Annotated in this window: 9 protein-coding genes; 7 read left to right on the top strand and 2 right to left on the bottom strand. The window is 50.0% G+C overall.

The window, feature by feature from the left end:
- Positions 1 to 30: 30 nt before the first annotated feature.
- Together ACM6IQ_RS02675 and ACM6IQ_RS02670 are read right to left on the bottom strand one after the other, a co-directional pair.
- On the bottom strand, positions 31 to 789 hold the full coding sequence (locus ACM6IQ_RS02675) for an SDR family oxidoreductase (protein WP_192418002.1): 759 nt from the start codon (positions 787 to 789) through the stop codon (positions 31 to 33).
- A gap of 37 nt (positions 790 to 826) precedes the next feature.
- A complete protein-coding gene (locus ACM6IQ_RS02670; protein WP_192418001.1) occupies positions 827 to 1816 on the bottom strand; it encodes a VOC family protein in 990 nt (329 codons plus the stop codon).
- Between the two features lie 389 nt (positions 1817 to 2205).
- Here ACM6IQ_RS02670 and ACM6IQ_RS02665 point away from each other — a divergent pair, with 389 nt between their 5' ends.
- The 7 genes from ACM6IQ_RS02665 to ACM6IQ_RS02635 all read left to right on the top strand — a co-directional run bounded on the left by ACM6IQ_RS02665 (position 2206) and on the right by ACM6IQ_RS02635 (position 12578).
- Entirely contained in the window at positions 2206 to 3339 is a 1134-nt protein-coding gene (locus tag ACM6IQ_RS02665) for an FAD-dependent monooxygenase (RefSeq protein WP_414878024.1), read from the top strand.
- Positions 3340 to 3541: 202 nt separating this feature from the next.
- Positions 3542 to 4702, top strand: a complete 1161-nt coding sequence (locus tag ACM6IQ_RS02660; protein WP_192417999.1) for an alpha/beta hydrolase family protein — start codon at positions 3542 to 3544, stop codon at positions 4700 to 4702.
- A 66-nt stretch (positions 4703 to 4768) separates the two neighbouring features.
- A complete protein-coding gene (locus tag ACM6IQ_RS02655) occupies positions 4769 to 5704 on the top strand; it encodes a 3-keto-5-aminohexanoate cleavage protein (RefSeq protein WP_192417998.1) in 936 nt (311 codons plus the stop codon).
- Positions 5705 to 5947: 243 nt separating this feature from the next.
- Positions 5948 to 7576, top strand: a complete 1629-nt coding sequence (locus ACM6IQ_RS02650) for a DUF1302 domain-containing protein (RefSeq protein ID WP_192417997.1) — start codon at positions 5948 to 5950, stop codon at positions 7574 to 7576.
- 35 nt (positions 7577 to 7611) lie between these two features.
- Positions 7612 to 8964 carry a DUF1329 domain-containing protein gene (locus ACM6IQ_RS02645; RefSeq protein WP_192417996.1) on the top strand — a complete coding sequence of 451 codons (1353 nt, stop codon included), beginning with the start codon at positions 7612 to 7614 and terminating at the stop codon, positions 8962 to 8964.
- A 39-nt stretch (positions 8965 to 9003) separates the two neighbouring features.
- Positions 9004 to 10107 (top strand): WD40/YVTN/BNR-like repeat-containing protein, encoded by a 1104-nt coding sequence (locus tag ACM6IQ_RS02640; RefSeq protein ID WP_414878023.1) that lies wholly within the window; start codon positions 9004 to 9006, stop codon positions 10105 to 10107.
- Positions 10104 to 12578, top strand: a complete 2475-nt coding sequence (locus ACM6IQ_RS02635; protein ID WP_414878022.1) for an efflux RND transporter permease subunit — start codon at positions 10104 to 10106, stop codon at positions 12576 to 12578. The genes ACM6IQ_RS02640 and ACM6IQ_RS02635 overlap by 4 nt, the downstream gene beginning before the upstream one ends.
- The last annotated feature ends 321 nt before the right edge of the window (positions 12579 to 12899 follow it).

Below are 12899 nucleotides of genomic sequence, written 5' to 3'. Positions count from 1 at the left end.
TCCCTCGATACAAAGGCGGGTTGTTGAGGGTCAGATCCGCAACCCGCCATCCATTTCCAGAATCCGCCCGGTGTAGTAATCGTTCCCGAAGATGTACGCCGCTGAATGGGCGATCTCTTCCGGTTTACCCATGCGCTTGAGCGGAATCCCCACGGTCATTTTCTCCAGCGCTTCGGGCTTCATACCCAGGGTCATCTCGGTTTCGATGAACCCCGGGGCAATGCCAGCCACACGAATACCGTAGCGTGCCAATTCCTTGGCCCAGGTCACAGTAGCAGCGGCGACACCGGCCTTGGCGGCGGAGTAGTTGGTCTGGCCGGCGTTGCCGGCACGGGAGATCGACGAGATATTAATGATCGCGCCGCTGTTGTTCAGCTCAATCATTTTGGCCGCGACTTCACGGGTGCACAGGAATACGCCGGTCAGGTTGACGTCGATGACCGACTGCCACTGGGCCAGGCTCATCTTAGTCATCTCGCCATCCTTGACCTTGATCAGCAGACCGTCGCGCAGAATCCCGGCGTTGTTGATCAGGCCATGGATCGCCCCGAAGTCCTCGGCAACCTGGGCGACCATGTGGGTCACTTGCTCTTCATTGGCGACGTTGCACAGGTAGGCGCGGGCTTCGATTCCCTTTGCCTTGCAAGCGGCGACGGTGTCGTCGAGCTTTTCCTGGTTCAGGTCCACCAGCGCCAGCTTCGCGCCTTTACCGGCGAAATACTCGGCCATGGAACGGCCTAAACCCTGGCAACCGCCAGTGATAATGATTACTTTGTCAGTTACTTGCATTCTCTTGCCTCATTAGCAGAATGAGCGAACTGGGGGATCAGCCTTTTGGTTTTACTTTTGGCACGCTATCTTCCAAGAATTTCACGACCCAGCCTGGTTCTTCTTGTAAAAATGGAGGCAGGTTGTGGACATAATGTGCGAAGCCAAAAATAGGTTCTTCCCAGTCTCGTGGAATCCAGTTGTCATCTACGTAATCAGCATCTGCACCATATTCAGCTTCACCACCGGCAGGACATGGCAGGTAATAAAATAAGCCCGAATCAATACGATGGCGACCTAGGCCAAAATGGGATTTTTCCCACCCCTTGCGCTCCATATAATTCGCACCGATCATCATTTCATCAATATCTTCTACGCCAAAGTTGGCATGGTGGAAACTAACGGCACCGTCGTTACCCGCGAATGGCAAACTGGCATTCAAGAAGAAAATGTTGTGATGATTATTGCAACCATCAGCGCGTGCGTAGATACCGAATGTACGTTGATAGTCGGATAGTCTGAAGCCAAGGCGCTCGCGCATGAATTCGAAAGTTTTTTCGAAATCGGCCACAGCGAATACGACATGCTGGAGGACCTTTGGACGTGCTCGCAAGCGCCATTTGCGATGTTGGTTCAGACGATTAATTCGTCCTGGAGAGTTCAAGGCATCAGGCGCAGTCAATACCGTCTTCTTCTGGTATAGCCGTAAAGCCATCGCCAGTCCACAGTCGGTCAAAAAGTGAACTGTTCCATCTACATCGATGGTTAGATCTCGATCCCTTGCTAGTCCCTTGGTAAGGACACTCAGCGAATCCTGAGTGTCTACCCCCCAAACAGTTTCCTGTACCCCGCACCCAACAAGTTTGGATTGTGGAAGCCGCGGATCCTCAATATGACGCAGAATTATCCGAGAGCCTTCCTCCAACTTGAATACAGAGGAGTGTTCATCCTGGGAGTATAGCGGCAAACCGAAATCGTCAAAAAAACGCGTTGACTCTTTTAAGTTTTCTACGCCATACACTAGTGACTCAATTCCAATAATTGGCATTATAATCATCCATATGATTGTTGTTTTTGTCAGTTTTTTTGCATTTGCATCGCACTTGGCGGGTGCGAGTGGTCGTGTTGACGTCTTGTTCGTCTCGATCACTCTGAACTAAATGCAGTTAGCACCAGACATTACCGTGGTAAGTCACGTTGTTGGAGTGGGTTTGATAAATACATCGGATTGATGAGATGGATGCCTGACTCGCTACCCATCATTCCTCGCTCCCCGCAGGTGCGCCGGCTTGCGCACGAGGTATTCATGAGATCCATCGGAGCCATTTATAAAAGCCACTTATCAGGATCCATCGCCATCGATAACTTGGCTGAACAAATACAAAAATCGATGGGTCCGGCACGCTTCGGCTCATCCTGATGTAGGGGTTCAGGCTCATGGGATGTATCAAAAAAGCTCTTATCGTCGGTGGCGGCATCGGTGGTCTGGCGGCTGCAGTTGCAATGCGTCAAAAAGGGGTCGAGGTCGACCTCGTGGAAATCAAGAAAGAGTGGACCGTTGTAGGGGTGGGTATCATTCAGCCTTCCAACGCTTTGCGTGCCCTTTCTCACATTGGCCTGGCGCAGCAATGCATCGAAAATGGATGGCCCTTTGAAGGTTGGCAATTGTTCGATAACAATGGGGTTCTTCTTGGCGAGGTTCCAACGCCGAAGGCTGAGAATTCTGATTGCCCTCCTAATAATGGGATTACACGACCTATTCTCCACAGTTTGCTATCCGAGGCTGCCATTGATCTCGGTGTGTCCATTCAGCTGGGAGCGTCGGTTGAGTCCATTGATCAGTCGGTTGAATCTGCGTTAGTTACTTTTGCCGACGGTCGACAGGCCTCCTACGATCTGGTGGTTGGCGCAGATGGGGTTTACTCCAAGGTGCGCGATCTGGTATTTGGACACACTGAGCTTAAATTCGTTGGCCAGGCGGTTTGGCGGTTTATCACCGCTCGTCCGAAGGAAATGCGTTGGGGCGGCATCTACTACGGCAAAAATAATAAAGTCGGACTGGTCCCGCTCAGTGAAGAATTGATGTATTTGTTCCTGGTGACGTCAGAACCAGGTAATCCACGAAAACCCAATGATCAATTACACACATTATTGCGTGAGCAACTCAGCGATTATACGGGCCTGGTCGGTCGACTCGCTGAAGAGTTGAAGGACGCGTCACAGGTCGTTTACAAGCCAATTGAAGAGTTGTTTGTTGAAGGTTCCTGGTGCCGGGAACGCGTCGTGTTGATTGGGGATGCTGCCCATGCGTCCAGCCCACATCTTGCTGCAGGCGCGTCGATGGCACTTGAGGATGCGGTTCTGTTGGCGCAACTGGTGGATGAAAGCGAAGATCTCCAAGAGGCTCTAAAAGTTTACGACGAGCGACGTCAGCCCCGGTGTCGTAATGTCTCGGATGCCTGCGCAAAACTTGTGAAGACTGAACTTCAAGAGTGGGCTGGAGAGCCGCTTAGCCACGAGCCTGGCCAGGTTTTTGCTGGGGCCCTGCAAGATCTGGCGAGGCCTTATTAATTTTCGAACAAAAGTGATGATTCACAATTGTTATCGAAATCCATGGCGCGTCGATTAAACCGGTGCTAGCCATTCTTATTCATATGCCAAACCACAAACTGCTCCTGCCACCTATCAAGCAGATCCGTGGCGCGAGTTGGTTTGTGTGCAGTTTGATCATAGCGTCGGACAGTTTGCTCGCAAATATTTCTGGAGAGATAGGATGTTAGAGTACTTCCCAACCAATTATGTCTGGAATTTGGCAACGAATATTTCGTTGAACACAGGTGGCCATTTTGGCGAGGTTCATAATATATGCCACAGGCTCATTGAAGTTTCGAAGCAGGGTGATGATGAAAGCAGTGTCGCTTTCTACGAAGCCTGGAGTGAGCAGGCTAACACTTTGATTGAACTCGCTCTTGAAGACCTCGCCGCCGGTCATACATTAAGCGCCGCTGCGAAATACGGGCGTGCATCCAATTACTATTTAACCGCCGAACGCATGCTCTCACAACACTTCTCGCAGCGTGAGGAAGCCTATAAGCGTGGTATCGATTATTTCGTCAAGCAGATCAGCTTGGGCAATGAGAACTGCGAAACAGTAGAGGTTCCTTATCGTGGGACCAGTTTGCCCGCACTGTTCGTCAAGGCCGAAGGCGTAGATGGGCGTAAGGCCCCTGTTGTTGCGCTATTCAATGGGCTGGATAGCTTCAAGGAAATGATCTATGGCTCAGGTATCGCCCAACAACTGGCAAAGCGTGGCATTTCGAGCATTATTGTTGATCAACCTGGAGCGGGCGGTGCTATTCGCCTCAAAGGGCTGACTGCAGTGGTTGAAAGCGAGCATTGGGCCGGTGCCGTGGTCGATTATTTGGAAACCCGCCCCGAGGTTGACTCTGGAAAGATCGGCGTTACTGCATGGTCTTTAGGCGGTTACTACGCGCCCCGTGCAGCTGCCTTTGAGAAGCGCTTCAAGCTTTGTGTTGCATGGGGGGCTAACCACAATTGGGGCGAAGTACAGAAACAGCGTCAGGCTCGCGAGGGCGCCAATCCTGTACCGCACTATTGGGAGCACGTGAAGTGGGTCTGGGGAGAGGAGAGCACGGAGAGTTTCATGGCTATGGCGCCTCGTGTGACGTTGGAAGGCGTCGTGGACAAGATTACGGTGCCATTCCTGGTTCTACACGGCAGTAACGATCGTCAAATAAATATCAAGTACGCCCACCAATCTTACGAACAAGCTGTAAACAGCCCTTTGCGTGAGCTGAAAATTTTCACAGAGCGCGAAGGTGGCGTCGAACATTGTAGCGCCGACAATATGTCGAACGCTCGAGATTACATTGTCGATTGGATTAGTGATGTTTTCAAAGAATACGTTTCCTAAAGATATAAGTTAATAGACGGATGATTAAGTCTTTTTTTTCTGTTCTCTTTCACTATAGGAAAACTTATGAAAAATATTAAGGGTAAGGTAATCATCACCTGCGCTATTACAGGTGGTGTTCATACACCCAGCATGTCCGAGCACCTGCCTGTCACTGCGCGGCAAATCTCCAATGCTGCCATCGGCGCCGTGCAGGCTGGCGCATCAATCGTACATCTTCATGCCCGTGATCCTTTAAGCGGCCGACCTAGTCAAGACACTTCATTGTTTCGCGAGTTTGTAGGCACTATTAAAGAACAGTGCAACGGCATTATCAACATCACTACAGGTGGCGCGCCGACGATGGGCGTCGATGAGCGACTGCAGCCGGCGCTTCAACTCAAACCAGAATTGGCGTCCTTGAATATGGGATCGATGAATTTTGGGCTTTTCCCAATGCTGGGACGCTACAAAGAGTTCAAGCATGATTGGGAAGCGAAGTACTTGGAGAGCACTCGCGATACCGTGTTTCGGAACACTTTCAAAGACATCGAAAATATCCTGCAATCCTGTACGGATAATGGCACTCGTTTTGAGTTCGAGTGCTATGACACTGCTCATCTCTATAATCTCGCGCACTTTCTCGACCGCAAGCTTGTAACTCCGCCGCTATTTGTACAGACGGTATTTGGCATTCTTGGTGGCATCGGCCCGCATCCCGATGATGTTGCTCACATGAAACGAACCGCCGATCGTTTGTTTGGCGATGATTTCGTTTGGTCCGTTCTGGGTGCCGGGCGCGCGCAGATGCCTACGGCGGCCATTGCTGCGGCTAACGGAGGCAATGTCAGGGTTGGCCTGGAGGATTCCTTGTGGGATCAACAAGGCGTACTGGCTCGAGAAAACGCAGATCAGGTTCGCAGAGTCAGGAAGATCATCGAAGGCCTGGCGCTAGACGTAGCAACCCCTGACGAAGCCCGGGCACTGCTCGCCCTGAAAGGCGCGGATCAAGTGGGTTTCTAGCCAGGTTTTCGCTTCCTTGTGGCTTGAATGCGGCAGCGAATTCAGCGGCTGATGCATTCATGCCATCCATGCGTTCCATTGATGTAAACCGTTTAACGAATGGATGGCATGACTGTAGCGTAAGGGTCGTAGCGAGGGGAGAGGTTTAACAGGAAGTTAGAAGGCCAACATCGCAGATGTAGGACCTACGTCTAACACTCTGTAATGCAGTACTAATAAATAAAATAAAAATGGTATTTTCTCATGCGTATTGATAATAAAAGCCTGGCTCGTGCTGCCCAATTTTCATCATTGCTAATTTCTGTGCCATTGATGGCTCCCGTTGCATCGGCATTTCAATTTACGACCGACAACCCTGATGTTAAAGGTTATTGGGATAATACCGTAAAGTACAGCAGTGCCTACAGGTTGCATGGGCAAGATAGTTCATTGACGTCTGATGTGAATGCGGATGACGGGGACAGAAATTTTAATAAAGGGTTGGCGTCCAATCGATTCGACCTCTTCTCGGAGTTAGGAATGAGCTATCAACAGTTCGGCTTCCGGGTTACCGGGGCTGCCTGGTATGACAGCGTCTATAACAAAAGTAATGACAACAGTTCCACCACGGTCAATCATCTTGGTCAGAGCGACCATTTCGACAATGAGACAGAAGAGCTGGCTGGCCGTAAAGCTGAATTGCTCGACGCTTTCGTATATGGCAGCTCAGAAATTGCCGGTCATAACACATCTTTCCGCTTGGGTAAGCACACACTTTTGTGGGGACAAAGCCTGTTTTTCCCAACCAATGGTATTGCTTACGGACAAGCGCCGATTGACGCAGCGAAAGCGCTTTCGGTTCCAAACACCAGAGCGGCTGAACTGTTCAAACCGATCAACCAACTGTCGATGCAATTTCAGTTTTCCGATACGGTGAGCATGGCCGCGTTTTATCAACTGGATTGGGATAAAACCCGTTTAGCCCCTTCAGGTGGATTTTTTAGTACCTCTGATGTAGTCGGGGAAGGTAATAAACGGATCATTGTTGGCCAAAATCCGGTCATTGGCGATGCTGATGGAAACATTTCGCTCTATCGAGGTAAGTCGAAAGATGCCAGTAAATCGGGTCAGTTCGGCTTAGCGTTAAACTTCAACCCGGCTGAAGGTAATACCGAGTACGGGCTATATGCGATCCGTTTCAACAATCGACTTCCTCAAATCTATGCCTATCAAGGAAAGAATTTCCTTGGTCAGCCAGGGCAGGTGGGCGAATTCTCCGAGGTTTACTCCGAAGGCGTAAAAATGCTGGGCGCCAGCTTCAGTACCAGCGTCGGTGACGCCAGCTTCGGCGGGGAAGTTTCCACTCGCTACGACATGCCTCTGCGTAAGCTGGGGCCGGTATTCGTTGATGTTGATGACAACAGCCGTGATGCACATGCGCTTGGCCGTACTGTTCATGCACAGTTGTCCAGTATTTACCTGGTGCCTCGAACCCCATTGTGGGAGTCGGCGAGCTTCGTTGGCGAGTTGGCTTGGCACCGATTGTTGTCTGTTACAGATAATAAAGAACAGTTCGACTCCAAGGATTTCACCGACAGTGCTGTGGGTGCAAGGTTTGTTCTTGAGCCAAATTATTACCAAGCTGCGCCTGGATTGGATTTGTTTGTACCCATGGGTGTTGGTTACACACACGGTAAGTCTCCAATCGACCCTGCGTTCAACAATTATAATGCCGACGGTGGCGGCGACATGAGTATTGGTCTGCGAGCCGTTTACGACAATACGTGGAATGGTTTGCTTAATTACACTCACTTTTACGGCAGTGGCAACAGTTCCGATAATGCCTATCGGGATCGCGATTTCATTTCATTCTCTATACAGCGTGCATTCTAGTATTAATCACAAAAATAATAGTTGAGGAATATTCAATGAAGCTCTGTTCAGTAGGTGCTATCGGTTTAATTTTCTCATTCATTGGCACGGCACATGCCGCCGTTGCGCCACAAGAAGCGGCTCAACTGAATACAACGTTAACTCCCTTCGGCGGCGAACGTGCGGCGAGCCCGGACGGTAAAATTCCAGCCTGGACTGGAGGTTATACAACCCCAGACGCCAATTACAAATCAGGTGGGAAACGGAGCGATCCATTTGCGAACGAAAAACCTGTATATAGCATAACTGCGAAAAACTACCAGGATTACAAGGCGACCTTGACCGAGGGTCAGCAGGCGATGTTTGTTAAATATCCTGATTATCGAATCGATGTTTATCCAACTCACCGTACAGCTGCAGCACCTCAATGGGTGTACGACAATACGGCGCGCAATGCCATTGAAGCGAAGCTGATTAAAGATGGTTTCGCTGTCGAAGGCGCTTATGGTGGCATACCGTTTCCTATTCCGAAAAACGGAAATGAGGCGATGTGGAATCACATGCTTCGGTGGCAGGGCCAAAGTTTGACTTTTGAATTCAGTGCTTACAACGGCACTTCATCTGGCCGCACCGTGTTGACTTCCACGAACAGTAGCTATTATCAGTTTCCTTATTATCTGAAGGACGGGCGAGACAGTTTTAATGGCATCTATCGCCAACTGAAGCTCGTACCAACTGCACCACCGTTGCAAGCAGGGCAGTCGATCCTGGCTCTGGATCCTCTCGATCAAGTTGCTCAAGGCCGTCCTACATGGCAGTACCTGACTGGGCAACGCCGCACACGGAAGTTACCTAACGCAGCGTTCGATACGCCATCGTTTGTTACTTCCGGGCAGATGAATTTCGACGAAGTTTATATGTTTGAAGGACCGATGACCCGTTATAAGTGGAATTTGGTAGGTAAGAAAGAAATGCTCGTCCCTTATAACAACAACAAGGGGCTGTCGCCTACCAAAGATGCTGATGTTTTAGGCGCCAATTTCCTGAATCCGGATTACGTTCGGTGGGAGTTGCACCGCGTATGGGTGGTAGAAGCGGATCTCGCTCCTGGTATGAGGCACGTCATGCCCAAGCGTCGATTCTATCTCGACGAAGACACCTGGCAGGCTGTGTTGTCTGATAGCTGGGATGCGAATGGAAAAATCTGGAAGACTGGCTACATGCATAGTTTAGTCATCCCTGATCTTCCTGGGACAATTAACGGCAGCTTTGGTGTTTACGATTTGCAAAGCGGCAGTTGGTTTGCGAACAACATCATGAGTGGGCATCAGGATCAAATCACACTTCGTGCTCCTTGGCCTAACTCGTTTTTTACAGCTGACTCGCTGTCGAGTGAAGGCGTTCGTTAATTATTTTGCGATCAGCGCCGGTGGTGCTGATCGCGTTAGGTGCTGATCGTGACCTGCAGACTTTTCAGTATTATTGCGTTTTTTTTATCGTTCGCCGGGACATTTCCGGTTGCCGGACTTGTAGAGGCTGCGTCAATTAGTAATGCCTCCCCAAGTTATTATTTAACGGCGGTTGCAAGCTCTGATGGCAAGAAGCTTATCGGGGTTGGTGAAAGAGGGATTATCACACTATCCGAGGACGGTGGTTCAACCTGGCACATTGCTGAGAATGCAGGGCAGGATACGCTCACTGACGTGGTGTTCACCGACGCTGATAAAGTTTGGGTTGTTGGGCATGCGGGCACCTTATTGAGCAGTGTGGACGCTGGTGGATCGTGGAAGACGGTGCTTCAAGGTTCGAAAGTTTCCGAACTCGCGCTGGCGGAGGCACAGCGGATCAAAGACACAGCTGTCAGCGACGAACAGCACCAACTCGCCGCGAATTTGCAAGCGAATGCTCAGCGAATGATCGAAAGTGGATCAAGTGAACCGTTGTTTTCGCTGCTATTTACAGATGAGTTACACGGGTACGCCGTAGGGGCTTATGGGGTGGTATTGCGTACCGATGACGGAGGGCATACCTGGAAGGCCTGGTTGGGGCACGTGGACAACCCTCAAAAATTGCACATCTATGCCATTGCGCAGGCGCAGGGCGGGATCTACCTGGTAGGGGAACAAGGATTTATCGCTCGTTCGACCAACGATGGCGATCATTTTTCCCGCCTGGAAACCGATTTTTCAGGGAGCTTTTTTACTATCGCCGCCGCTGCTGACAAGAGTCTCTACGTTGCCGGACTTGAAGGCGTGGTCATCCGATCGACCGACAACGGCAGTACTTGGGCCGCCGTGGAAGTGGCTACGAAGCAAAGTTGGGTCGCTAGCGAAGCGATGCCAGATGGGTCGGTTATTTTAGCGAACGCTAACGGCGGTTTTTTCCGGTCCGTTACGGGGCATAAATTCTCAACGCTATCGGTTTCACAGGATGACGGACTGTGTGGCTTCAAAACCCTGTCGAACGGAACCGTTATTACTGCGGGCCCTCGTGGCATCTCGACCAAGTCTCTCAACTTATCTGGCAGTGCTAGTACGGAAGTAAACCAATGAAACAACATAATGCAGCTGCCGGAGAGATCGAGAATGACCCGGTCACCCTCGAGCAATTTGATCCGAAATCAGGATCTTTCGTAGAACGGGCCATTTTCAACAACCGTGCAGTGGTCATACTGATTTGCGTATTGCTGACAGTGATATTGGGTTTCCAGTTTAAAAACCTTGGGCTTAATGCCAGCTTCGAGAAAATGATTCCCAGCGGCCACCCTTATATTGTCAACTATCTGCAAAATAAGGCTGAGCTCGCCGGGCAAGGAAATTCACTGCGCATTTCCGTGGAGAATCCTTCCGGTTCGGTGTATGACGCGAAATATCTGGAAGTGTTGAAACAGATCAGTGATGAAGTGTTTCTGATTCCCGGGGTTGACCGTCCATTCATGAAATCGCTCTGGACGCCCTCTACACGCTGGATGGCCATCACGGAAGAAGGCTTGGACGGCGGACCGGTCATGCCTGACGACTATGATGGGTCCAACGCTTCCCTGAACAAGCTGCATACGAACGTCAATAACTCGGGTGAGATCGGACGCCTGGTCGGACTGGACGGAAAATCCAGCATTATCTATGTTCCGTTGTTGGCGGTGGATACTCAAACTGGACAAGCAATCGATTACCGTCATCTATCCAGTCGCCTTGAACAGATACGTGGTAAATATCAAACCGATAATATAAAGATTCGCATTATCGGCTTTGCGAAAGTCGTCGGCGATCTGATCGACGGGCTCCAGAAGATTTTACTCTTCTTTATCCTGGCAATCGTTATCACAGGGGGCGTGCTATTCCTCTATACGCGTTGCGTACGCAGCACGCTGTTGGTCCTGGGTTGCTCAATGGTCGCAATCATTTGGCAACTTGGAATTCTTCCGCTGATTGGGCTACAACTGGATCCGTATTCAGTGCTGGTGCCCTTTTTGGTCTTCGCGATTGGTATCAGTCACGGTGCCCAGAAAATGAATGGCATCATGCAGGACATCGGCCGTGGCACTCATCGGCTGGTTGCTGCACGGTTTACCTTTCGTAGATTGTTTCTGACCGGACTCACTGCATTGCTGTGTGATGCCGTAGGTTTCGGTGTGCTTACCATCATTCAGATTCAGATCATCCGTGAACTTGCAATGGTTGCGAGTATCGGTGTCGCTACGCTGATTTTCACAAATCTAATTTTGCTTCCGGTGTTGTTGTCTTACATCGGGGTCAGTTCATCCTCGGCTTTGCGCAGCTGTCAGCAAGACGAAGGTACTGCGGCTTCACGAAATCCACTTTGGGTATTTCTTGATCGATTTACAGAACGTCGCTGGGCCAGTGCGACGCTGATTTGTTCGGTTATTTTGGCGGGTGCCGGTTATTGGGTTAGCCTGGATGTAAAGATCGGAGATCTTGATCGCGGCGCGCCGGAATTGCGACCCGATTCCCGTTACAATTTGGATAATGACTTTATTACCAAGCACTATGCTGCTACAAGCGATGTCATGGTGATTATGGTCAAAACGCCGAATAACCAATGCACTCGTTATGAGGCACTCAAAAAAGTCGATGAGCTCGAATGGCGCCTGAATAAAATACCTGGTGTTGAGTCGACGAGCTCCCTTGCAAGCTTAAGCCGTACTGCGCTCGTTGGAATGAACGAAGGCAATCCGAAATGGTACGAACTAAGTCATAACCAGGGTATGTTGAACGCAATCGCTACCAACATGCCCAGAGATGTTTTCAACCAGGATTGCAATCTTTTATCGATCTTTGTTTACCTAAGTGATCATAAAGCTAGCACTCTTAAGGCGGTAACGCGGGTTGTTGAGGCATTTGCGGACTCTGCCAACGATTCGCAAACTACAACGCTGCTCGCGGCTGGAAGTGCCGGCTTTGAGGCTGCTACCAATCAGGTTGTGGAGCGCGCCAATCATGAAATGCTGTTGTGGGTTTATGCTGCTGTTACGATCCTCTGCCTCATCACATTCAGGTCTTGGAGAGCTACTCTTTGTGCAATCCTGCCGTTAATGCTCACATCGGTTTTATGTGAAGCGCTAATGGTTGCGCTAGGTATGGGCATCAAAGTCGCAACCCTTCCGGTAATTGCCTTGGGTGTTGGGATCGGGATCGACTATGCGCTATATGTGATGAGCGTGATGATTGCCCATCGACGTGAAGGATATACTCTGTCGCAGTCCTATTTTCAGGCTCTGTTATTCACCGGTAAGGTGGTGATGCTGACTGGGGTTACCTTGGCATGTGCAGTATTTCTTTGGGTATTTTCGCCGATCAAATTTCAGGCAGACATGGGTGTCCTGCTCGCCTTTATGTTTTTATGGAATATGCTCGGTGCGTTGATACTGTTACCGGCCCTGGCCCATTTTTTGCTCCCGGATACTCAACGACAATCAGAGCCCGTGTCGGGCCCTTATGATAGGGAGGTCGACGAGGTCAGATCACACAGTCAGGAAAATTCGATAATGCGTGAGTACACATAAGGATCTCACGCCGGATTGCACTGGGGGGGAGGAGTGGGAAGTCGTCCTCCTTTCGGCTTTTTTCCAAATATGCTGGCATTGGCGAGCTTTCAGGTATTCACCTTGTCAATGTGAAGTATTCATACAAGCTGTTTGATCAATACAATAATCGCTTGTATTTTCCAGTTTGATAAGGTTGTTACGTGTTCACCTGTTGTCGCGAAGCAAAGCTAGAAAAAACAATAATAGGCGGTGTTTTATGCAACTCATTACTTGTCGTTTGGCCACTCCCATCATCGTGTATTGTCATCCCAAAATTAAGGCATTGATCTATATCTGAGT

The sequence above is a fragment of the Pseudomonas sp. IT-P100 genome (assembly GCF_949767185.1).
Classification (GTDB): domain Bacteria; phylum Pseudomonadota; class Gammaproteobacteria; order Pseudomonadales; family Pseudomonadaceae; genus Aquipseudomonas; species Aquipseudomonas fluorescens_B.
Note: the sequence above shows the minus strand (reverse complement) of the source record. Positions and strands in the feature narration are given on the sequence as shown.

Excerpts from the sequence above, each read along its gene's own strand:
- ACM6IQ_RS02675 (WP_192418002.1), bottom strand. The coding sequence starts at position 789 with ATGCAAGTAACTGACAAAGTAATCATTATCACTGGCGGTTGCCAGGGT.
- ACM6IQ_RS02670 (WP_192418001.1), bottom strand. The coding sequence starts at position 1,816 with ATGCCAATTATTGGAATTGAGTCACTAGTGTATGGCGTAGAAAACTTA.
- ACM6IQ_RS02665 (WP_414878024.1), top strand. The coding sequence starts at position 2,206 with ATGGGATGTATCAAAAAAGCTCTTATCGTCGGTGGCGGCATCGGTGGT.
- ACM6IQ_RS02660 (WP_192417999.1), top strand. The coding sequence starts at position 3,542 with ATGTTAGAGTACTTCCCAACCAATTATGTCTGGAATTTGGCAACGAAT.
- ACM6IQ_RS02655 (WP_192417998.1), top strand. The coding sequence starts at position 4,769 with ATGAAAAATATTAAGGGTAAGGTAATCATCACCTGCGCTATTACAGGT.
- ACM6IQ_RS02650 (WP_192417997.1), top strand. The coding sequence starts at position 5,948 with ATGCGTATTGATAATAAAAGCCTGGCTCGTGCTGCCCAATTTTCATCA.
- ACM6IQ_RS02645 (WP_192417996.1), top strand. The coding sequence starts at position 7,612 with ATGAAGCTCTGTTCAGTAGGTGCTATCGGTTTAATTTTCTCATTCATT.
- ACM6IQ_RS02635 (WP_414878022.1), top strand. The coding sequence starts at position 10,104 with ATGAAACAACATAATGCAGCTGCCGGAGAGATCGAGAATGACCCGGTC.